Source organism: Roseixanthobacter glucoisosaccharinicivorans (assembly GCF_043195095.2).
GTDB lineage: Bacteria > Pseudomonadota > Alphaproteobacteria > Rhizobiales > Xanthobacteraceae > NCEH01.
In genome coordinates, this window is sequence record NZ_CM195538.1 from 4,338,886 (window position 1) to 4,361,158 (window position 22,273).

Below are 22,273 nucleotides of genomic sequence, written 5' to 3' on the forward strand. Positions count from 1 at the left end.
ATCCGGCCGGCCACGGGGGGGCGGGTGGAGCGGAACGGATGGGTGAGCAGCGCATTTCCGGCCTCAGCGCCGCCATTCTCGCCGGCGGCCAGGCCCGGCGCATGGGCCACGTCAACAAGGCGCTGGTGACGGTAGGCGGCGTGCCGGTGATCGACCGGCTGATCGCCCGCCTTTCGCCGCTGTGCGAGGAACTGATCGTGATCGCCGCCGATCCCGAGCCCTATGCGGCGCGCGGGCTCGCGGTCTATCCCGACATCGCGCCCGGCAACGGGGCGCTGGGCGGGCTAGAGGCGGCGCTGACATACGCGCGGGGCGACAAGGTGTTCGTATGTGCCTGCGACATGCCCTTCATCTCGCCGCCGCTGATCCACCATCTCAATGCCAGCATCGGCGCGCACGACGCCGCCGTGCCGCGTGACGGCTACGGGCTCCAGCCCCTACACGCCATCTATGCCCGCCGCATCGCGCCGCTGATCGCGCCCTTCATCACCCGCCGCACGCTGCGCATGGACGGCTTCGTCGCCGCCCTCGACGCGGTAATCCTGCCGCCGTCCGATGTGGCCGCCTATGCGGCGGAGGCGGAGATCTTCTTCAACGTCAATACCCCGGCGGACCTCGAACAGGCGCGGCTCAAGGCGCGGGAAGCTCCGCAATCGCCCCAGGATGAGCCGGCGCGCGGGCCGCGCTAGGTTCGTCGCGACAAGCGAAAAACGGGAAGGAAACATGCCAGACGTCGAGGAGCCCAGCCTCTATGCGCGGATCGGCGGCGCCGCCGCCGTGCACGCGCTCGTGGGGCGCTTCTATCATTTGATGGACACGCTGCCGGAAGCTGCCGAATGCCGCGCCATCCACCCCGCGAGCCTGGACGGCAGCGCGCGCAAGCTGGAGGAATATCTCACCTATTGGCTGGGCGGCCCGTCCGACTACGTGGCCCGCAACGGCCATCCGCGCCTGCGCATGCGCCATTTCCCAGCCGCCATCGGGCCGGCGGAGCGCGACGGCTGGCTGGCGTGCTTCCGCCAGGCGCTGGCCGAAACCGTCACGGACCGCACCGCCGCCGCCGAGCTTCTGCCCCGCGTGGAGGCGCTCGCCGCCCATATGCAGAATCGGGCCTGACCGCCGGTCGCCCCCTTTTAAAGCGCGGGCCAGCTGCGTTCACAGGCGCGCCATCCGGGCGGCAAAGCGCCACGCCGCGCGCGTTGGGGCCATCGACCGGTCCTGCGGCGCGCGCGACCCGACCCGCCCCGCCCCGCCCGTAGGCGCCGGAGGTGCGCGGCGCTCGCGCGCACGACGCTGCGGCAGCTTCCCGAAGGGCCGCGCCCGGTTCTCCCGCGCCGCGGGCGGTGTGCCCGCACCGGCGCCCCACATGACATTTTTATGTCGTCTCGGCCCCGTGCTGCGCCCGCAAAATCCCGTCCCAAGCCTTGTGTTTCTTCACTTTTCACCGGGCAAGTGTTGACGGCGGGACCCGCCGTCCGCATGGTGCGGCCGCGCTTACATCTGGGCGTTGACGAGGAGTATTCCCCATCATGAGCCAATGGCCGGTTCACGCGAAAATCGATGGACCCATTGTGATGATCGGCTTCGGGTCGATCGGTCGCGGCACGCTGCCGCTTATCGAGCGCCACTTCGAATTCGATAAATCCCGCTTCGTGGTTATCGATCCCGTGGACAAGGATCGCGCTCTGCTGGACGAACGCGGCATCCGCTTCATCCAGTCCGAGGTGACGGCGGAGAATTATCGCGACCTGCTCACCCCGCTGCTGACGGCGGGCGGCGGACGCGGCTTCTGCGTCAATCTCTCGGTGGACGTGTCGTCGATCGCGATCATGGAAATGTGCCGGGAAATCGGCGCGCTCTATGTGGATACGGTCATCGAGCCCTGGAAGGGCTTCTATTTCGACAACACCCTCGGCCCCGAGGCACGCTCCAATTACGCGCTACGCGAAGGCCTGCTGGACGCGCGCCGGCGCTCTCCCGGCGGTCCCACCGCCGTCTCCACCTGCGGCGCCAATCCGGGCATGGTGTCCTGGTTCGTGAAGCAGGCGCTGCTCAACATCGCCGCCGATACCGGGCTCGACCGGCCGGAACCCGCCAGCCGCGAGGAATGGGCGCAGCTTGCCCGCGCCCTCGGCGTCAAGGGCATCCATATCGCCGAGCGCGACACCCAGCGCGCCCGCGACCCCAAGCCGGCCGACGTGTTCGTCAACACCTGGTCGGTGGAGGGCTTCGTCTCCGAGGGCCTGCAGCCGGCCGAGCTCGGCTGGGGCACGCACGAGAAGCAGCTTCCCCCGGACGGGCGCACCCATGCCAGCGGCTGCGGCGCCGCCATCTATCTGATGCGGCCGGGCGCAGATACCCGCGTGCACAGCTGGACCCCGACCCCGGGGCCGCAGTTCGGCTATCTGGTCACGCACAATGAGGCGATCTCGATCGCCGACTATCTCACCGTGCGGGACGGGGCGAACGTGCTCTACCGCCCCACCTGCCATTATGCCTACCACCCCTGCAACGACGCGGTGCTGTCGCTGCACGAGATGTTCGGCAATGGCGGCGTGCAGCAATCGTCCTGGAAGATCCTCGACGAGAACGAGATCGTCGACGGCCGGGACGAACTGGGCGTGCTGGTCTATGGCCATGCCAAGAACGCCTATTGGTACGGTTCCCACCTCTCCATCGAGGAAGCGCGCGAGCTTGCGCCCTATCAGAACGCCACCGGCCTGCAGGTGACCTCCGCCGTGCTCGCGGGCATGGTGTGGGCGCTGGAAAATCCGGAAGCCGGCATCGTCGAAGCCGACGAGATGGACTTCCGCCGCTGCCTTGAGGTGCAGTTGCCCTATCTGGGCGAGGTGAAGGGCACCTATACCGACTGGACCCCGCTCACCAAGCGCGTGGACCTGTTCCCCGAGGATATCGACCTCGAGGATCCCTGGCAGTTCAAGAACATCATCGTGCGCTGACCGCGCGGGTCGCATCGTGCGCTGACCGCGCGGCTCGCATCGTGCGCCGCCCGAGACCCGCACTCCTGTGCCCCTGAACGAGGCCCTCCCTACCGGGAGGGCCTTTTTTCGTTTCCCGTCGCGCGCTCGCTCACCGCAACGTGCACGCCGGCTGGGGAGAATGTGGCGCCGGCCCGCGGCCTCGCCATTTTTATGCCGTCGCGGCAGGTGCCATAATCGGATATTGGCTGAAGCACGCTCGCTTATCCCAGCCTCCGGAGCCGCTGATGCATGTGAAGGTCCGCCTCGCCGCCCTCCTCGTTTCCCTCCTGCCCGTCCTGGGCCTGCCGGGGACGATCCGCGACGCGGCCGCACAGGGCGCCTCGGCGCCCGCAGCGCCGGCGGACGCCGGCCCCTTCCGCTCCGCGACCTCCTTGATGGGCACGCCGAAATATCCTGCGGACTTCAAGCATTTCGACTATGTGAACCCGGATGCGCCCAAGGGCGGCACCGTGCGCCTGTCCGAGAACGGCACGTTCGACAGCTTCAACGCCATCATCACGCGCGGCACGCCCGGCGCCGGGATCGGCCTGATCTACGACACGCTCACCACCCAGTCGCGCGACGAGGTGGCGACCGCCTATGGCCTGATCGCGGACGGCGTGCGCTTCCCGCCGGACTTCTCCTCCGTCACCTATCGCCTGCGGCCGGAAGCGAAATGGCATGATGGAACCCCCATCACGCCCGACGATGTGATCTGGTCGTTCGACGTCCTGACCAAGAACAATCCCGGCCAAGCCTTCTATTATCGCCATGTGAAGGACGTGCAGAAGACCGGCGAGCGCGAGGTGACCTTCACCTTCGATCAGGGCGGCAATCGCGAATTGCCGCAGATCGTCGGCGAAATGATGGTGCTGCCCAAGCATTGGTGGACCGGCACCGACGGCACCGGCCGCAAGCGCGACATCACCCAGGGCACGCTGGAAGCCCCGCTCGGCTCGGGCGCCTATAAGATCAAGTCCTTCGTGCCCGGCCGCACCATCGTCTACGAGCGGGTGAAGGATTATTGGGGCAAGGACCTGCCGGTGAATGTCGGCACCAATAATTTCGATGAGATCCGCTACGAATATTATCGCGATGACACGGTGGAGCTGGAGGCCTTCAAGGCCGACCAATATGACTTCCGGGTCGAGAGCTCGGCCAAGAACTGGGCCACCGCCTATGATTTCCCGGCCAAGGCCGAAGGCAATGTGCTGCTCGAAACCTTCGAGAACCGCGCCTCGGGCGTGATGCAGGCCTTCGTGCCCAATCTGCGCCGCGCCAAGTTCCAGGACCCACGCGTGCGCCGCGCGCTGAATTACGCGCTCGACTTCGAGGGCATGAACAGGACCCTGTTCTTCGGCCAGTATGAGCGCGTGAACAGCTATTTCAGCGGCACGGAGCTGGCCTCCTCCGGCCTGCCCACCGGCCGCGAGCTGGAGATCCTCACCCCGCTGAAGGACAAGCTGCCGGCGGGCGTCTTCACCACCCCTTATACCAACCCCGTCAGCGGCACCGACCAGGACCGCCGCAGCAATCTGCGCAAGGCGGCCGAGCTGCTGAAAGAGGCCGGATACGAGGTGAAGGGCAAGCAATTGGTGGATGCCTCGGGCGCCCCCTTCTCCATCGAATTCCTGCTGGCCAGCCCCGCGTTCGAGCGCGTCGCGCTGTACTACAAGCCGGCCCTGGAGCGGCTCGGCATCAGCGTGTCGGTGCGGATGGTGGACACCTCGCAATATATCAACCGCATCCGCTCGCGCGATTTCGACATGATCGTCGCGAGCTGGGGCCAGTCGCTCTCGCCGGGCAATGAGCAGCGCGATTATTGGGGCTCGGATTCGGCCACCCGCGACGGCTCGCGCAATTATGCCGGCATCGCCAATCCCGCCATCGACACGCTGATCGAGAAGGTGATCTACGCCACCAGCCGCGAAGATCTGGTGGCCGCCACCCACGCGCTCGACCGCGCGCTGCTGTGGAACGAATATGTCATCCCCGCCTGGACGCTGCACTATACCCGCACCGCCCGCTGGGACCGCTTCGGCCACCCGGAAAAGCTGCCGCGCTATTCCTATGCCTTCCCGGAAATCTGGTGGTGGGATGCGGCCAAGGCGGCCAAGATCGGGACGCGCGGGCAATGAGCGATTTCGATCGGCGCGCGGTGCTGCGCCTGGCCGCCGCCGGCGGGGCGACGCTGCTCGCCCGGCCGGCGTTCAGCCAGGCCCGGGCGGTTCCCGACGGCAAGAGCGCGGCGGAGGCCGAGGGCGGCGCATCGGCCGCGCCGGGCGCGGAGCGGCACGGCATCTCGTCCTTCGGGGAGCTGAAATATCCCAGCACCTTCCCGCATTTCGACTATGTGAACCCGGACGCTCCCAAAGGCGGCACGTTTTCGCAGATCGGCCCGACGGCGGCCTATAACCAGTCGTTCCAGACTTTCAACTCACTCAACGGCTATATCCTGCGCGGCGACGGCGCCCAGGGGCTGGCGCTGATTTTCGACAGCCTGATGGCCCGTGCCTATGACGAGCCGGATTCGCTCTACGGCCTCGTCGCCGCGAGCGTCGCGATCGGGGACGGCGGCCAGCTCTACACCTTCCGCCTGCGCCCGCAGGCGCGCTTCCACGACGGCTCGCCGCTCACCGCCGAGGATGTCGCCTTCTCGCTCAACACGCTGAAGGCGCAGGGCCACCCGCTGATCCGCCAGGCACTGCGCGAGTTCACCGGCGCCGAGGCGGACGGGACGGGCACCGTGAACCTGCGCTTCACCGCCCAGTGTCCGCGCGACGTGCCGCTCTATGCCGCGAGCCTGCCGATCTTCTCCAAGGCCTATTACACCAAGCACAAGTTCGAGGAGACGACGCTGGTGCCCCCGCTCGGCGGCGGCGCCTACAAAATCGGCCGCTTCGAGTCCGGCCGCTATATCGAATACGACCGGGTGACGGACTATTGGGCCAAGGACCTGCCGGTGAATGTGGGTCGCAACAATTTCGACACCGTGCGCTTCGAATATTTCCGCGACCGGGATGTCGGCTTCGAGGCGTTCAAGGCCCGCGTCTATCTGTTCCGCGAGGAATTCACCTCGCGTGCCTGGTCCACCCAATATGATTTCCCCGCGCTGCGCGACGGCCATGTGAAGCGCGACGTGCTGCCGGACGAGACCCCCTCGGGCGCGCAGGGCTGGTTCTTCAACACCCGCCGGGCGAAATTCTTCGATCGCTCGGTGCGCGAGGCGATCTCGCTCGCCTTCGATTTCGAATGGACCAACAAGAATCTGATGTACGGCCAGTATGAGCGCACCTGGTCATTCTTCCAGAATTCCGACCTGATGGCGCAGGGCAAGCCCTCGCCGGCCGAAGAAAAGCTGCTGCGCCCCTATGCCGAGCGCCTGCCGCAGGATGTGTTCGAGGAGGCCTATGCGCCGCCCATCACCGATGGCTCGGGCCAGGACCGCGCGCTGCTGCGCCGGGCTGCCGCCTTGCTGAAGGAGGCCGGCTATACCATCCAGCAAGGCAAGCTAGTGGATGGCAAGGGCCAGCCGCTGCAGATCGAGTTCCTCGACGACGAAGGTTCGTTCGAGCGCCACACCTCCCGCTTCATCGGCAATCTGAAGCTGCTCGGCATCGACGCGACCTATCGCATCGTCGATCCCGCCCAATATCAGGCGCGGCTGAAGGATTTCGACTTCGACATCGTGGTGCGCCGCTATTCGGTCTCGCTCAATCCGGGGGAGGAATTGCGCGCCTATTTCGGCAGCGAGGCGGCGCGCACGCGCGGATCCAACAATCTCTCCGGCATTTCCGATACCGCCGTGGACGGGCTGATCGACGTGGCGCTGGCCGCGCGGACCCGTCCGGAGCTGGTCACCGCCGCCCGCGCGCTCGACCGGGTGCTGCGTTCGGGCCGCTATTGGGTGCCGCAATGGAACAAGGCATCCCACTGGATCGCCTATTGGGATGTGTTTGAGCGGCCCGCCGTGAAGCCGAAATATGAGCGCGGGGTGCTCGACACCTGGTGGCAGAAGCCGGCATCCTCGCCACCGCCCGCAAAGGGCGGTTGACGCCGAAGGCGAGAGCCCGCACCGTCGGCGCGAACCTGGAGACCCGATGCTCGCTTATATCATCCGCCGTGTCGCCCTCATGATCCCGACCATCCTCGGCATCATGCTGGTTTCCTTCGTGGTGGTGCAGTTCGCGCCAGGCGGCCCGGTGGAGCGTGTGATCGCCCAATTGACCGGCGACGGCGCCTCCGCCACCTCGCGCATTTCCGGCCAGGGCGGCGATTTCGCCGGGGGCGCCGCCATGCCCGGCGGCGGCGGGGCCGACGCCTCGGCCTCGAAATATCGCGGCGCCCAGGGGCTGGACCCGAAATTCATCAAGGAACTGGAAAAGCAGTTCGGCTTCGACAAGCCGGCCTATGAGCGCTTCTGGATCATGATCAAGAATTACGCGACCTTCGATTTCGGCCGCTCCTATTTCCGCGACATCCGCGTCATCGACCTGATCGCCGAGAAGATGCCGGTCTCGATTTCGCTCGGCCTGTGGATGACTTTGCTCACCTACGCCATCTCGATCCCGCTCGGCATCTCCAAGGCCATGCGCGACGGCTCGCGCTTCGATGTGTGGACCTCGGCGGTGATCATCGTCGGCTATGCCATTCCCTCCTTCCTGTTCGCCATCCTGCTGATCATCCTGTTCGCTGGCGGCTCGTTCCTGGACTGGTTCCCCCTGCGCGGCCTCACCTCGGACAATTGGGCGCAATTGTCCTGGCCCGAGCGGATTCTCGATTATGGCTGGCACCTGGTGCTGCCGCTCACCTCCATGGTGCTCGGCGCCTTCGCCACCATGACCTTGCTGACCAAGAATTCGTTCCTGGAAGAAATCCGCAAGCAATATGTCACCACCGCCCGCATGAAGGGGCTCTCCGAGCGCAGCGTGCTCTATCGCCACGTGTTCCGGAACGCGATGCTGATCGTCATCGCCGGCTTTCCCGGCGCCTTCATCTCCGCCTTCTTCACCGGCTCGCTGCTGATCGAGACCATCTTCTCGCTCGACGGGCTCGGGCTGCTGGGATTCGAGAGCGTGCTGAACCGCGATTATCCGGTGGTGTTCGGCACGCTCTACATCTTCTCCTTGGCGGGCCTCGTGGTCGGCCTGCTGTCGGACCTCACCTATATGCTGGTCGATCCGCGGATTGATTTCGAGACGCGGGACGTCTGAGCCATGACGGCCCTGCCCACCCTCCCCCAGACCGAGCCCGCCACCCCGCCGGCGGCGAAGCCGACCAAGCGGCCGTTCTTCTCGCCGCTCAACCGGCGGCGGATCGCCAATTTCCGCGCCAACGGGCGCGGCTGGTGGTCGTTCGTGCTGTTCATGATCCTGTTCGTGCTCAGCCTGTTCGCGGAATTCATCGCCAACGACCGGCCGATCCTGGTGCGGCTTGACGGCGCCTATTATTTCCCGGTGCTGAAAGCCTATCCCGAGACCACGTTCGGCGGCGATTTCGAGACCACGGCGGATTATCGCGACCCCTATCTGCGCAAGCTGATCGCCGAGAAGGGCGGCTGGATGCTCTGGCCGCCGGTGCATTTCAGCTATTCCACCCACAATCTCGACCTGCCCACCCCCGCCCCCTCGCCGCCCACCTGGATGCTGAGCGAGGAGCAGTGCAAGGCAGTCGCCGAGCGCAAGGGGGTCTCGGGCTGCTCGGGGCTCGAATACAATTGGCTGGGCACCGACGACCAGGGCCGCGACGTGCTGGCCCGCCTGATCTACGGCTTCCGCATCTCGGTGCTGTTCGGGCTCGCGCTCACCCTGGTCTCCTCCGCCATCGGGGTCGCGGCGGGGGCGGTGCAGGGCTATTTCGGCGGCTGGGTGGACCTTCTGTTCCAGCGCTTCATCGAGGTATGGACCTCCATCCCCTCGCTCTACCTGCTGCTCATCATCTCCTCGGTCCTGGTGCCCGGCTTCTGGGTGCTGCTGGGCATCCTGCTGCTGTTCTCCTGGGTCTCGCTGGTGAGCCTGGTGCGCGCCGAATTCCTGCGCGCGCGCAATTTCGAATATGTGCAGGCGGCCCGCGCCCTGGGCGTGAACAATCTCACCATCATGGTGCGGCACCTCTTGCCCAACGCCATGGTGGCGACGCTCACCTTCCTGCCGTTCATCCTCTCCTCCTCGGTGATGACGCTGACCGCTTTGGACTTCCTCGGCTTCGGCCTGCCGCCCGGCTCGCCCTCGCTGGGCGAACTGCTCTCGCAAGGCAAATCCAACGTCCAGGCCCCCTGGCTGGGCCTTGCCGGCTTCTTCACCGTGGGCTTGATGCTGAGCCTTCTGATCTTCATCGGCGAGGCGGTGCGCGACGCCTTCGACCCGCGCAAGACCTTCGGGTGAGGTGTGGTAGGATGCGCACCATGGAGACGAAGCCATGAACAGGATCGTGCGGGAGCATTATCCCGTGGAGAAATTGCCGGAGGATCTGCGGGTGACCGGCAATGACAATACCGACGTTCGGGTCGTGATTGAGCGCGTGCCGGCTTCCGTGCCCGAGGAGAAACTGCGGGCGCTGCTTGCCTTAGCTCGCCGCGTCGAGCCCATCGGAGACGATTCTGTGGAACGCATCAGGAAACTGCGGGATGAATGGGACGACTGACGCCCTCGCTCGTTCGCGCATCTACCTCGACACTAATATCTTCATCGAAGCTTTCGAAGGTCGGGGACCGACATCGGAAATGCTGGTGTCCCTACTGCTTGCCGGGTGGGATGCCGAAATCCCGCCCTTGGTAACAAGCGAACTCACTCTCAGTGAACTCCTAGTGAAACCGCTCGAACTGGGCCGACTCGATCTCGTTCAAATCTATGACAATTGGACAATCTCCAACCGTCATATCGAAGTAATCCCAGTCTTCCGTGGCGTGTTACGCGATGCTGCGGATTTGAGGGCACGCGATAAAGCACTCAAGCTTCCGGACGCCATTCACCTGGCAACGGCCCTCGGGCTGGGCTGTGGAGTGTTTTTGACCAAGGATGAACGGATCAAGCCACCACCTGAGATCGATTTGGTTCGCTTGAACGAAGCGAATATTCGTAAGCTTCTTGAAAGGGGCGCCCCCGTATGACCCCCTCCCCCCTCCTCTCCGTGCAAGACCTGTCCGTCGCCTTCCGCCGGGTGGGCGGCGATTTTCTGGCGGTAAAGAACGTCTCGTTCGATGTCGCACCCGGCGAGACGGTGGCGCTGGTCGGCGAGTCCGGCTCGGGCAAGTCCGTCACCGCGCTCTCGGTGCTCAAGCTCCTGCCCTATCCCGCCGCCAGCCACCCCACCGGCAAGATCCTGTTCAAGGGCCGCGACCTACTCACCTTGCCGGAGCGCGAGTTGCGCGGCGTGCGCGGCAATGACGTGACCATGGTGTTCCAGGAACCCATGAGTTCGCTCAACCCGCTGCACACCATCTCCCAGCAGATCGGCGAGATGCTCATCCTCCATCGCGGCATGGGCGGCACGCAGGTGCGCGAGCGCACACTGGAATTGTTGCACGAGGTGGGCATTCCCGATCCCGAGCGGCGGCTGTCGGATTATCCCCACCAGCTCTCCGGCGGCCAGCGCCAGCGCGTCATGATCGCCATGGCGCTCGCGAACGAGCCGGATCTCCTGATCGCGGATGAGCCGACCACCGCGCTGGACGTCACGGTCCAGGCGCAGATTCTCAGGCTCCTGAAGGACCTCCAGGCCCGCATGGGCATGGCCATGCTGTTCATCACCCACGACCTCGGCATCGTGCGCAAGATCGCCGACCGGGTGTGCGTCATGAGCAAGGGCGAGATCGTCGAACAGGGCGGGGCGGAGGAAACCTTCCTCCATCCCAAGCACCCCTACACCCAGGCGCTGCTGCATGCGGAGCCCAAGCCCGATCCCGCCCCCGCCGCGCCGGACGCGAAAGTGGTGGTTTCCGCCCAGGACCTGAAGGTGCATTTCCCCATCAAGCGCGGCATCCTTCGCCGCACCATTGGCTACGTGAAAGCGGTGGACGGGGTGACGCTCGACATCCACGAGGGCGAGACCCTGGGCGTGGTGGGCGAATCCGGCTCGGGCAAGACCACGCTGGGGCTGGCCTTGCTGCGCCTCATCTCCTCCAGCGGCCCCATCGCCTTCCTCGGCAACCGCATCGACGGCCTGCGCTTCAAGCAATTGCGGCCCCTGCGGGCGGACATGCAGATCGTGTTCCAGGACCCCTACGGCGCGCTCTCGCCGCGCATGTCCATCGAGGACATCGTCGGCGAGGGCCTGCGCGTGCACCAGAAGGGGCTCGACGCCGATGCGCGCGAGCAGCGGGTCATCGCCGCGCTCGCCGACGTGGGCATCGACCCGGAAAGCCGGCACCTCTATCCGCACGAATTCTCCGGCGGCCAGCGCCAGCGCATCTCGATCGCGCGGGCGATGGCGCTCGAACCCTCGTTCGTGGTGCTGGACGAGCCCACGAGTGCGCTCGACATGCTGGTGCAGGCGCAGATCGTGGAATTGCTGCGCGCCCTGCAGCGGCGCCGGTCGCTCACTTATATGTTCATCTCCCACGACCTGCGGGTGGTCTCCGCGCTGGCGAGCCGCATCCTGGTGATGCGCAACGGCAAGATGGTGGAGGAAGGCCCGGCGCGAGAGGTGTTCCAGAACCCGAAGGAAGCCTATACCCAGGCCCTGTTCGCCGCTGCCTTCAATCTGGAAACCGCCCAGCCGGGAGTGACCGCGCAATGAGCGAGCCGAGCAAGACCGCCCCGCCGCGCGCCCATGGCGATGCCGCAGCCGAGGTCGCGGTCTCTCCGCCCCATCTGCTGGGCCAGGGGTTTCGCGACTATCTGCGCTATGAGGTGAAGCTGCATCACGAGCCGGGTGGCGCGGCGGAGACGTCGCAACGCGATATCGTGGTCGGGGGACGGGTGGTCGGGGTGCTGTGCTTCGATCCGGCGCGCGACCGCGTGGTGCTGATCCACCAGTTCCGCCTCGCCGCCCATCTCGCCACCGGCCTCGGCCGGATGGTGGAAATCGTCGCCGGGCGGGTCGAAACGGGCGAGGCGCCAGCGGCCGCAGCCCATCGCGAATGCCTGGAGGAGATCGGCGTCGCGCCGACGCGCCTGGAAGAGCTGTTCAAATTCATGCCGACGCCGGGCGTGACCGACGAAATCTGCACGCTCTACCTCGGCATCGTGGATTCCCACGCTTTGCCCGTCCGCGCGGGTCTCGCCCATGAGCACGAGGTCACGGCGCCCTTCACTCTCGGCCTGGATGATGCGCTCGGCCTGCTCAGCCCCGGCTGCGTGATGAACGGCTATACCCGCATCGCGCTGCAATGGCTGGCGCTCAACCGCCCGCATCTGGCCGAGCTCGCCGCCAGGGCCCGGGCCGAAGCCTGAGCTTCGCCCCTGGAGCCGCCCTCTTGCCCTAGACCGATCGACAGTCAGCGGCGGAGTATTTCGTCGAGGCGCACTACTGCAGGTGCGCGGCAGTGTCTTTGTCTGACCATTCGTCATGGCCGTGCCCGTCCCGGCCATCCACGCCGGACCGCCCGCGCAGGCCTTGAAAAGCCCGTGCCAGCGGGGCCGCGTGGATGCACGGGACAAGCCCGTGCATGACGAACGATCCTAGAACCTTTCATCGTTTCTTAGAAACAATGAAAGGCTCTAACTTATTGTGATGCCGCATTTTCTTCCCGCGAACCGGTGTCCACTTCGCTCGAAAATGCTCTAGCCCGCAAACCCGAGTTTCGCGAGTTCGCGCTCCAGGGCCGCGCTCACCAGCACCCCCTCCTGCGCGGCATGGGCGCGGGCGGCGATGCGGCGCGAGCCGGGCAGGCGCGCGCCCTCCTGGCCCTCGATGGCTTCCACCAGCCGCGCCAGATGGTCGAGATAGCCGGGCCCGCCCAGCGCGCCGGGATTGATCGCCACCAGGGTCTGGCCGATGGCGGGCGGCGGGCCTTCGCCGTCGAAGAAGGACGGGGCATCGATGGCGAAAGTGGCCGCGTTCAGCGCGGCGGAGAGCACCTCGACCATGAAGGCGAGCGCCGTGCCCTTGGCCTCGCCCATGGGCACCATGGTGCCGGCCAGACCCGCCTTGGCGTCGGTGGTGGCGCGCCCCTCGGTATCCAGCGCCCAGCCCTCGGGGATCGGCTCGCCCTTCTGCGCGGCGGCGAGGATATAGCCGCGCGCGACCTTGGAGACGGACAGATCCACCACCGCCGGCGGCCGGTCCAGCAGCGGGGTCGCGAACGCGATGGGATTGGTTCCGAACACGGGACGCCGTCCGCCCCAGGGCGCGATGGAGGCGGGCGCATTGGTGAAGGCGAGCGCGATCAGCCCCGCCTCCGCCATGCGCTCCACCGGATGGCCGGCGACGCCGAAATGACTGGAGCGGCGGATGCCGGCAATCGCGATGCCCATTTCCTTCGCCAGCGGCACGAGGTGCTGTTCCGCGAGCCGTACGGCGGGATAGGCAAAGCCGTTGGCGGCATCGACGCCGACCACCGAAGGCGCGGCCTTGCGGTGCGTGGGCACGGCATGGCCGTCGATCTTGCCGGCGAGCGCCTGGAGGCCATAGCTCGGCAGCCGGGCGAGCCCGTGGCTGGGCAGGCCGTCGGCTTCCGCCGCCACCAGCGCCTCGGCGACCACGGCCGCGTTTTCCGCACTGGTGTTGAAATGCTGGAGCGCGGCGGCGGCATAGGCACGCGCGCCGTCCATATCGAGCCTGCGGCCCTCGGTCATAACGGGTCTTCTCCTTCAGGCCGCGCATCGAACCGTGTGAGGTCGAAGGCGGCGACATCCTCAAGCAGGGCCACGAAGGCGCGGGCACCGAACTCCGCCGCCGCCGCGCCCTTTTCCGCGCTGGCCGGGCGGGCATCGCCCATGGCGCCGGCGGGGCTCAGATCCTCGCTCATCCAGCCGAAGCCGACGGGATGGTTCGCGCGCAGCTGGGCGAACTCGCGCTCCATGGCGATGCTCCAGGGCGCGAAGTCGCGCGCCTGCGCCATGTCCACCAGATCGGGGCGGAAGGCGAGCATCAGCGAGGTCTCGATATCCCCGCCATGGATGCCGTGCGCCCGCTCCTGCGGCGCGAACAGGCCGTCCGGATAGCCGAAACGGTGCATGGAGACGTTCACGGCCAGCATCTTGTGGCGCACCCGAAGCGTGCGGGACACGAGATCCATCACCGGCACGTTGCCGCCATGGGTGTTGAGCAGCACCAGCCGGCGGATGCCGGCGCGGGCCACCGCATCGCCCAGTTCCGTCCAGGCACGCAGCGCGGTTTCCGGCGACAAGGTGAGCGTGCCGGTGAAGGATTGATGCTCGTCGGACTTACCCACCGCCTGGATCGGCAGGAACAGGGCGGTCATATCGGGACGCAGCAAGGGCAGGATACGGTCGATATAGCCCTGGGAAATGAAGGTGTCGGTGCCGAGCGGCAGATGGGGCCCATGCTGTTCCACCGCCGCCACCGGCAGGATGGCGATCGCCGCCGCGCGGTCCAGCGCCGCGAGCGCCGGCGAGGACAGCGCGGCCCAGAATCGGTGTGTCATGGAAAAACCCGTGCGGTCATGCCGGCGTCATCATGGTCGCGAGGCGGGCGCGCCCGGCCCGGCGCCCGCATTTCGGCGCGGACATTAGGAGCGCGCCTGCGGCGCCGCAAGCAGGCGGCCGACACTTGTCTCCCAATCGGCACAAGACCTTCGCAAAATTGTAAGCCGGCGCGTGGATAAGGTAGGCTGCGCGCGGCAATCGACGGCCTGCGGACGATTGTGCTGGGGCGCGCCAGGGGGTTGGGATGAAGGATCCGATCGCAAAGACCATCGGCTACCGCCTCACGCACACGGCGCGGCTGCAAAAGGCCTTGTCGGCGCGGCTGCTGGCGGACCTCGGCTTGTTTCCGGGGCAGGAATCGGTGCTGAAGCTGCTGATCGACGAGGATGGCCGCACCATGGGCGACTTGGCCATGGCGTTGCGCGTGCGCCCGCCCACCGCTTCCAAGACCATCGCCCGCCTGACCACCCAGGGCCTGGTGGAACGCCGCGCCACCGACGGCGACGGGCGCCTGGTGCGCGTGTTCCTCACCGCCGCCGGCCGCGACAAGGGTGGCGCCATCGACCATGTCTGGGAAACCCTGGAAAACGAGATGGTCGCCGGCCTCGAGGGCAAGGAGCGCAAGCGGCTGCGCAAATTGCTGCGCAAGGTGGAAAAGAACCTCGCCTTGCGCCTCGGCGCCGACGGCGGCGTGGATGACGAGGCCGAGCCGGCAGACGACGACGACGATAACTGAGCGTCGAGCGCCCCTCTCCCCGGCGAGGAGAGCGTTGGGTGAAGGGGCCCGCCCGCGCGCGGGCGGGTCGCGGCGCATGGCCCTTTGCCGCGCAAAGGTGCGGCTTTTGGGCAAAACCGTCGATATCGCGGCGATGGCTTCCTCTCCCCGGCGGGGAGAGGGCGGCTGCGCTTCGCGCGCATGGGGGATTTCCCGATCCATGCAAGATTAGAGCTTTGCCCCCGTCGCAAGCTCGCGCTATTGCTGGAAATCTAATCGATTAAGAGCCGAGACTTCATTTCGGCCGGAAAGGGAGCCATGTCCAACGCCATTGATCTTGCCGGACGCTGCGCCGTCGTCACCGGAGGCGCGCAGGGCATCGGCCGCGCCGTCGTCGAGCGCTTCCTCGCCTCCGGCGCCAAGGTCGCCATCTGGGACCGCGACGCCGATCTCGCGCAGAGCCTCGCCAACACCCTCGGCCGCGAAAAAGTGGTGCCCGTGGCGGTGGACGTCACCAGCCTTCCCGAAGTGGAGCGCGCCCGCGACGCGACCCTGGCGGCGCTCGGGGCGATCCATATCCTGGTCAATAATGCCGGCATCGCCGGACCCAATCATAAGACGTGGGACTATCCGGTCGATGCCTGGGCGCAGGTGATGGCGATCAATCTCAACGGCCCGTTCAATTGCTGCCGCGCCGTGGTGCCGGGCATGATCGCCCAGAATTACGGACGCATCGTCAATGTCGCTTCCATCGCGGGCAAGGAAGGCAATCCCAACGCCTCGGCCTATTCCGCCTCCAAGGCCGGCGTGATCGCGCTGACGAAATCCCTGGGCAAGGAACTGGCGGAATATGATATCGCGGTGAATTGCGTCACCCCCGCCGCCGCCAAGACCGCCATCTTCGACCAGATCAGCGAACAGCACATCGCCTATATGCTCTCCAAGATTCCCCGCAACCGCTTCCTCCAGGTGGACGAGGCGGCCGCGACCATCGCGTTTGCCGCCTCGGCGGACTGTTCCTTCACCACCGGCGCGGTCTTCGACCTGTCGGGGGGTCGCGCCACCTATTGACCAGATGCGCCGCGCCGACGCGTGGTGCCGGAAAGCCGTTCATGACCATCGCCGGACACAAGGTGCAGGTTTCAAGGCGACGCGATTCGACGCTCGTCGGCATCGGCCTCATGTGCCTGGCGGTGGTCTGCTTCGCGCTGTGCGACGCCACCGCCAAATGGCTGAGCGGGCATATCAACGTGTTCATGGTGGTGTGGGCGCGCTATGTGGTGCAGTTCGTGCTGGCGCTTGTGGTGTTCAACCCCTGGACCGTGCCGGGCCTGATGCGCACCCGCCGTCCATGGCTGCAATTGTTCCGCTCGGCCCTGCTGTTCGCCTGCACGGCGCTGAATTTCTGCGCCCTGCAATATCTCCAGCTCGACCAGACCGTCTCCATCATGTTCTCGACGCCGTTCTTCGTCGCCTTGTTCGCCGGGCCGATGCTGGGCGAATGGATCGGGATGCGGCGGTGGGCGGCGATCCTGGTGGGCTTCGCGGGCATCATCCTGGTGGCGCGGCCGGGGGTGGGCGGCATCCATCCCGCCGCCTTGCTGATGCTGGCGGCGGCGGTGTGCTATTCGCTCTATGGCATCACCACGCGCATGCTGGCGGCGACCGACGCCTCCCAGACCACCTTGTTCTATTCCTCCCTGGTGGGCGCGCTGGTCGCCTCGGTGCCGCTGCTCTGGGTGTGGGAGACCCCGCGCGAGCCGATGGTGTTCGGCGCCATGCTGGAACTGGGCGCGGTGGTGGGCGCCGGGCATTTCCTGCTCATCCTCGCCCATGCCCGCGCACCGGCGGCGACGCTCTCGCCCTTCATCTACACCCAGATCATTTCCATGATCGTGCTCGGCTGGCTGATGTTCGGCAATCTGCCGAGCGGATGGACGCTGGCGGGCGCGGCGGTGGTGGTGAGTTCGGGAATCTATCTCCTCTTGCAGGAGCGAAAAGACCGGGCGCGCAAGACCCTCTATGCGACGACGCCCGAGTGAGGAAACAGGGAAAAGTCCCGCCGCTTCCTCGCTTTCGTCAAAATAGGCCTTATGCTGCAAGGCACAGAGTTCGGACCTTGCCCCCATGCCCGCCCCCCATTTGCTCGTCGTTGAAGGAAATACCGCAGACGCCCGCGCCCGCCAGGTGAAGTTCGGCGGCGAAGCGGCGAGCGAAGGGTATGCCCGCCTGCTGCGCGACCTGTGCCCCGGCGCCGTGGTCGACATCTGCTATCCGGCGGACCCCGGCGCCAATCTCCCCGACGCGGGGGGCCTGGAAGGCTATGACGGCATCGCCATCACCGGCTCCTCGCTCAACATCTATAATGGCGGCCTGCCCATCGAGCAGCAGATCGAACTGCTGCGCACCGCCTTCACCACCGGCACGCCGGTGTTCGGCAGCTGCTGGGGCCTTCAGCTCATCACGGTTTCGGCCGGCGGCGTGGTGCGGCGCAATCCGCGCGGGCGGGAGGTCGGCTTCGGCCGCCGCATCCGCATGACCGAGCATGGCGCGCAGCATCCCATCTTCATCGGCAAGCCGCGCGTGTTCGAGGCCATGACCGTGCATCTGGACGAGGTGGAAACCTTGCCGGAGGGCGCGCGCCTGCTCGCCACCAACGATCATTCCCAGGTTCAGGCCGCCGAAATTCCGGCCGGCGCCAGCACCGCCTGGGCCGTGCAATACCATCCCGAATATCCGTTCCGGGAAATGGCCGCCATCTTCCGCCGGCTGAGCCCCTCGCTGGTGGCGGAGGGCTTTTTCACCGACGAGGAGGCCCAGGAGAGCTTCATCGGCGATCTGGAAACCCTGGAGCGCGAGCCCGGCAACCAGCCCCTGGTCTGGCGCCACGGGGTGGACGGGGCGGTGATCTCCAAGGATCTGCGCACGGTGGAAATCCGCAACTGGATCGAACAGCTCGTGCTCCCCACCCGCGCGGCGCGCGGGCGGGGCTGAGGCGCCTTCGCGCACCGACCGCCCCCTCTCCCGCTTGCGGGGGAGGGCTGGGGTGGGGGCCTTCGCCCGCGCCGTCCTACGGCCTGTGGAGCGAGCGTGCACGGCCGCCTGTTTAACACCACCGCCCTTTCCACCGCCCCTTCCCCCTCCCTAACCCTCCCCCGCAAGCGGGAGAGGGAATTGACGAGCGCTCGGAGAGGTATAGCCCGTTTTCTGACGGGGAATTGGTCCGGATCGACCAGATCAGCGGCTGGGCCAGATCCACCGACCTCGGCGCACGCTAGAGCTTCGCCGCCAACGCCTGCGCCACCTTGGAAGCTGGAACGCGCCCCAGCGCGGCGGTGATGGCGCGGCCGGCGGCGGCCAGCTTGTCCAGGTCGACACCGGTCTCGATGCCGAGCCCGTTCAGCATATAGACCAGATCCTCGGTGGCGAGATTGCCGGAAGCGCCCTTGGCATAGGGGCAGCCGCCGAGCCCTGCCACCGCGCTGTCCACCACGCCGATGCCGAGATCGAGGCACGCCAACACATTGGCGAGCGCCTGTCCGTAAGTGTCGTGGAAATGCACCGCCGTGCGCTCCACCCCGATGGCCTCCACCACCGCGCCCGCCATGGCCTTCGCCTTGTCCGGCGTGCCGACGCCGATGGTGTCGCCGAGCGAGATTTCGTAGCAGCCCATCTCCACCAGGGCGCGCGAGACCTCCACCACTTTCTCCACCGGCACCGCGCCCTGATAGGGGCAGCCGAGCACGCAGCTCACATAGCCGCGCACCGCGATGCCGGCGACACCCGCCGCCGTGAGGACCGGCACGAAGCGCTCCAGGCTCTCGGCGATGGAGCAATTGATGTTGCGCTGGCTGAAGGCTTCCGAGGCGGCGGCGAACACAGCGATTTCGGTGACGCCACTCTCAAGCGCGGCTTCGAGCCCCTTCATATTGGGCACCAGCACCGGATAGCGCACGGTTTCGCGCGGCTGGATCGCCGCCAGAACCTGCGCCGTATCCGCCATCTGCGGCACCCATTTGGGGGAGACGAAGCTGCCCGCCTCGATGGTGGTGAGGCCGGCATCGGCCAGCGCCTCGATCAGCGCCACCTTGGCGGCAAGCGGAACGGTGCCCGGCTCGTTCTGCAGGCCGTCGCGCGGCCCCACCTCGACGATGCGCACCCGCCCCGGCCGGCTCACGCCACATCCTCCAGCACCAGCAGTTCCGCGCCTTCGTCCACGAGATCGCCGACGCCGAAGGCGACGCTCTTCACTCGCCCGTCGCGCGGGGCGGTGACCGTGTGCTCCATCTTCATGGCCTCCACCACCACCAGGGCCGTGCCCTTGGTCACCTCTTCCCCCGCGCTCACGGCGACGCGGATGATGGTGCCCGGCATGGGGGCCACCAGCCGCCCGGCGGTGCCGGTGGCCTCGATGCTGGCGAGGCGCGGGTCGATATGGTCGAGGCTGCGCTCGGTGCCGGCGGAGAAGATGGTCAGCCGCGCGCCGCTGCGCACCACGCGCGCTTTGGTACGCACGCCGTCCAGCCGGGCGATCAGGCCGCCGTCCTGCGTGCTCGTGCCCTCCACCGCCCTGCGCCCGCCCGGCAGGTCCAGCAGGAAGCCGCCGTCGGTATAATGGGCGCGCACGGGGATGCGGGTCTCATGGTCGGCGAAGGTCAGGTCCACGAAGGCGGAGCGGTTCAGCCGCCAGCCGGGCGCAAGGCCCCAGGGCGACCAGGGATCGGCGGGATCGGCCGCACCGGCGGAAATCCGCGCCTCGTCCAGCAGCAGGAACAGCGCCGCGAGCGCCAGCACCCGGTCGCCCACCGGCATCGGCTCTGGCAGCAGCGTCGCGCGGTGCCGCTCGATGAAGCCGGTGTCCAGCTCGGCCGCCGCGAACGCGGGCTCGGCGACGATCGCCTGGAGAAACATGCGGTTGGTGGGCAGGCCGACCACTTCGGTCGCCGCGAGCGCCGCCGCGAGCCGCCCCAGGGCCTCGGTGCGGTCGGCGCCCGAAGCGATGATCTTCGCGATCATGGGGTCGTAATGGATCGACACCTGATCCCCCGCGCGCACGCCGCTGTCCACCCGCAGGCCGGCGAGATCGAACGGCAGGCGCAGATGGTCGAGCCGGCCGACCTGGGGCAGGAAATCGCGCGCCGGGTCCTCGGCATAGAGCCGCACCTCGATGGCGTGGCCGATGAGGGGAATGTCGGCTTGCGCCAGCGGCAGCTTTTCGCCGCGCGCCACCCGGATTTGCCATTCCACCAGGTCCTGCCCGGTGATGGCCTCGGTGACGGGATGCTCCACCTGGAGGCGGGTGTTCATCTCCATGAAGAAGAAGTCGTCGCCCTCGGCGATGAATTCCACCGTGCCGGCGCCCACATAGCCGACCGCCTTGGCGGCATCCACGGCCGCCTTGCCCATGGCCGCCCGCCGCTCCGGTGTGAGGCCCGGGGCCGGCGCCTCTTCCACCACCTTCTGGTGGCGGCGCTGGATGGAGCAGTCGCGCTCGTGCAGATAGACCGCATTGCCGTGGGTGTCGGCGAACACCTGCACCTCGATATGGCGCGGCTTGGTCAGGTATTTCTCGATCAGCACCTGATCGTCGCCGAAGGCGTTCTTCGCCTCGCGCTTGGCGGAGGCGAGCGCCTCGGCGAACTCCTCGGCCGCGCGCACCACCTTCATGCCCTTGCCGCCACCGCCGGCGGACGCCTTGATGAGCACGGGATAGCCGATCTCGCCGGCCTTGCGGGCGAGCAAGGCTTCGTCCTGGTCCTTGCCGTGATAGCCGGGCACCAGGGGCACGCCGGCCTTCTCCATCAACGCCTTGGCCGCGCTCTTGGAGCCCATGGCGCGAATGGCGGAGGCCGGCGGGCCGACGAACACGATGTCCGCCCGCGCGCAGGCGTCCGCAAACTCCGCATTCTCCGACAGGAAGCCGTAGCCGGGATGGATCGCGTCCGCCCCGCTCATGCGCGCGGCATCGAGGATCGCGTCGATCTTCAGATAGCTCTCGCGCGCCGGCGCCGGGCCGATGGGATAGGCCTCGTCCGCGCTCTCCACATGGAGCGCGTGGGCGTCGGCTTGCGAATAGACCGCGACGGTCTTCAGCCCCATGGCTTTGGCGGTGCGCATGATCCGCACCGCGATCTCGCCCCGGTTCGCCACCAAAAGGGTGCGGATGGGTCGGGTCATGCTTGCCCCCATTCGGGTTTGCGTTTTTCCAGGAAGGAGGAGACGCCCTCGCGGCCATCGGCGCTGGCGCGCGCGTGGGCGATGCGCTCTGCGGTGTCCGCGATCAGATCGGGGGTCAGCGGCCGGTCCACCGCCGCCACCAGTTCCTTCGCCGCCTTGAGCGCCGCCGGGCTCGCCGCCTTCAAGGCCTTGAGATGCTGGGCGATGGCGCCGTCCAGCTCCTCCGCCGGCACCACCTGGTGCACGAGGCCGAGGGCAAGCGCCGTCTGCGCCGAGAAGCGCTCGGCGGTGAGAAAATAGCGCCGCGCCTGCCGCGCCCCCATGGCCCGCACCAGATAGGGGCTGATGACCGCCGGGATGAGGCCGATGCGCACCTCGGTGACGGCGAATTCCGCTTCCGGCACGGCCACCACGATGTCGCTCGCCGCGATCAGGCCGACAGCGCCGGCAAAAGCCGAGCCGTGCACCCGCGCCAGCGTCGGCTTGGGGCAGGTGTCGATGACGTGGATGAGATGGGCGAGCGCGCCCGCATCCGCGACATTCTCCTCGTGGGAATAGCCGGCCATGCGGCGCATCCAGTTGAGGTCCGCCCCGGCGCAGAAGGATTTGCCATTGGCGCGCAGCACCACGGCGCGGATCGCCGGATCGTTGCCGGCGTGATGATAGGCGGCGATCAGAAGGGCGATCAGGGCGTCGTCGAAGGCGTTGTGCACCTCCGGCCGGTCGAGCGTGAGGGTGGTGATGCCGTCTTCATGGGAAACGATGAGGCTCATGGACCTGTTCTCCGCCCGTGCTCCATGTCCCCTCCCCCCTTGCGGGGGAGGGTTAGGGTGGGGGGTATGGCCCCGCCA

The 22,273-nt window shown here is 67.2% G+C and carries 20 protein-coding genes; 15 read left to right on the plus strand and 5 right to left on the minus strand.

The genetic code is table 11. From position 1 onward, the window contains the following. Positions 1–38 precede the first annotated feature (38 nt). From mobA to V5F78_RS20155, 11 genes are all read left to right on the plus strand, one after another. Complete coding sequence (mobA, locus tag V5F78_RS20105; protein ID WP_394070518.1) at positions 39–689, plus strand: molybdenum cofactor guanylyltransferase; 651 nt, start codon at positions 39–41, stop codon at positions 687–689. Positions 690–723: 34 nt separating this feature from the next. Beyond that, positions 724–1,116, plus strand: coding sequence for a group II truncated hemoglobin (locus tag V5F78_RS20110; protein WP_394070520.1), 393 nt, complete (start codon positions 724–726; stop codon positions 1,114–1,116). Positions 1,117–1,529: 413 nt separating this feature from the next. Next, the gene (locus V5F78_RS20115; protein WP_394070522.1) at positions 1,530–2,960 is read left to right on the plus strand and encodes a homospermidine synthase; all 1,431 of its coding nucleotides are present in this window, start codon (positions 1,530–1,532) and stop codon (positions 2,958–2,960) included. Positions 2,961–3,226: 266 nt separating this feature from the next. Next, entirely contained in the window at positions 3,227–5,119 is a 1,893-nt protein-coding gene (locus tag V5F78_RS20120) for an extracellular solute-binding protein (RefSeq protein ID WP_394070524.1), read from the plus strand. Beyond that, on the plus strand, positions 5,116–7,035 hold the full coding sequence (locus V5F78_RS20125) for an extracellular solute-binding protein (protein ID WP_394070526.1): 1,920 nt from the start codon (positions 5,116–5,118) through the stop codon (positions 7,033–7,035). Before V5F78_RS20120 ends, V5F78_RS20125 begins: the two co-directional genes overlap by 4 nt. A gap of 46 nt (positions 7,036–7,081) precedes the next feature. Next, entirely contained in the window at positions 7,082–8,194 is a 1,113-nt protein-coding gene (locus V5F78_RS20130) for a microcin C ABC transporter permease YejB (protein ID WP_394070528.1), read from the plus strand. A 3-nt stretch (positions 8,195–8,197) separates the two neighbouring features. Beyond that, positions 8,198–9,364: an ABC transporter permease gene (locus tag V5F78_RS20135; protein WP_394070530.1), complete on the plus strand. Its 1,167-nt coding sequence runs from the start codon at positions 8,198–8,200 to the stop codon at positions 9,362–9,364. A gap of 34 nt (positions 9,365–9,398) precedes the next feature. After that, on the plus strand, positions 9,399–9,623 hold the full coding sequence (locus V5F78_RS20140) for a hypothetical protein (RefSeq protein WP_394070532.1): 225 nt from the start codon (positions 9,399–9,401) through the stop codon (positions 9,621–9,623). Further along, positions 9,607–10,089: a type II toxin-antitoxin system VapC family toxin gene (locus tag V5F78_RS20145; protein ID WP_394070534.1), complete on the plus strand. Its 483-nt coding sequence runs from the start codon at positions 9,607–9,609 to the stop codon at positions 10,087–10,089. Before V5F78_RS20140 ends, V5F78_RS20145 begins: the two co-directional genes overlap by 17 nt. After that, complete coding sequence (locus tag V5F78_RS20150) at positions 10,086–11,717, plus strand: ABC transporter ATP-binding protein (protein WP_394070536.1); 1,632 nt, start codon at positions 10,086–10,088, stop codon at positions 11,715–11,717. The genes V5F78_RS20145 and V5F78_RS20150 overlap by 4 nt, the downstream gene beginning before the upstream one ends. Next, entirely contained in the window at positions 11,714–12,373 is a 660-nt protein-coding gene (locus tag V5F78_RS20155; protein WP_394070538.1) for an NUDIX domain-containing protein, read from the plus strand. Before V5F78_RS20150 ends, V5F78_RS20155 begins: the two co-directional genes overlap by 4 nt. 330 nt (positions 12,374–12,703) lie before the next feature. Here V5F78_RS20155 and V5F78_RS20160 read toward each other — a convergent pair whose 3' ends face one another. Both V5F78_RS20160 and V5F78_RS20165 read right to left on the minus strand, forming a co-directional pair. After that, entirely contained in the window at positions 12,704–13,717 is a 1,014-nt protein-coding gene (locus tag V5F78_RS20160) for an Ldh family oxidoreductase (RefSeq protein WP_394070540.1), read from the minus strand. Next, complete coding sequence (locus tag V5F78_RS20165) at positions 13,714–14,529, minus strand: creatininase family protein (RefSeq protein WP_394070542.1); 816 nt, start codon at positions 14,527–14,529, stop codon at positions 13,714–13,716. Before V5F78_RS20165 ends, V5F78_RS20160 begins: the two co-directional genes overlap by 4 nt. Positions 14,530–14,774: 245 nt before the next feature. Between V5F78_RS20165 and V5F78_RS20170 the strand changes: the two genes are divergently transcribed. The 4 genes from V5F78_RS20170 (at position 14,775) to V5F78_RS20185 (ending at position 18,239) form a co-directional block, all read left to right on the plus strand. Then, positions 14,775–15,266: a MarR family winged helix-turn-helix transcriptional regulator gene (locus V5F78_RS20170; RefSeq protein ID WP_394070544.1), complete on the plus strand. Its 492-nt coding sequence runs from the start codon at positions 14,775–14,777 to the stop codon at positions 15,264–15,266. A 297-nt stretch (positions 15,267–15,563) separates the two neighbouring features. Then, entirely contained in the window at positions 15,564–16,316 is a 753-nt protein-coding gene (locus tag V5F78_RS20175; RefSeq protein ID WP_394070546.1) for an SDR family NAD(P)-dependent oxidoreductase, read from the plus strand. A gap of 41 nt (positions 16,317–16,357) precedes the next feature. Then, entirely contained in the window at positions 16,358–17,287 is a 930-nt protein-coding gene (locus V5F78_RS20180) for a DMT family transporter (protein ID WP_394070548.1), read from the plus strand. Positions 17,288–17,372: 85 nt separating this feature from the next. After that, on the plus strand, positions 17,373–18,239 hold the full coding sequence (locus V5F78_RS20185; RefSeq protein WP_394070550.1) for a type 1 glutamine amidotransferase: 867 nt from the start codon (positions 17,373–17,375) through the stop codon (positions 18,237–18,239). Between the two features lie 280 nt (positions 18,240–18,519). On the opposite strand, the gene V5F78_RS20190 is transcribed toward V5F78_RS20185, so the two are convergent. The 3 genes from V5F78_RS20190 to V5F78_RS20200 are packed head-to-tail and all read right to left on the minus strand — an operon-like array spanning position 18,520 to position 22,195. Continuing rightward, positions 18,520–19,422 carry a hydroxymethylglutaryl-CoA lyase gene (locus V5F78_RS20190; protein WP_394070552.1) on the minus strand — a complete coding sequence of 301 codons (903 nt, stop codon included), beginning with the start codon at positions 19,420–19,422 and terminating at the stop codon, positions 18,520–18,522. Further along, a complete protein-coding gene (locus tag V5F78_RS20195) occupies positions 19,419–21,422 on the minus strand; it encodes an acetyl/propionyl/methylcrotonyl-CoA carboxylase subunit alpha (protein ID WP_394070554.1) in 2,004 nt (667 codons plus the stop codon). The genes V5F78_RS20190 and V5F78_RS20195 overlap by 4 nt, the downstream gene beginning before the upstream one ends. Further along, positions 21,419–22,195 (minus strand): enoyl-CoA hydratase/isomerase family protein, encoded by a 777-nt coding sequence (locus V5F78_RS20200; protein ID WP_394070556.1) that lies wholly within the window; start codon positions 22,193–22,195, stop codon positions 21,419–21,421. The genes V5F78_RS20195 and V5F78_RS20200 overlap by 4 nt, the downstream gene beginning before the upstream one ends. Positions 22,196–22,273: the final 78 nt, after the last annotated feature.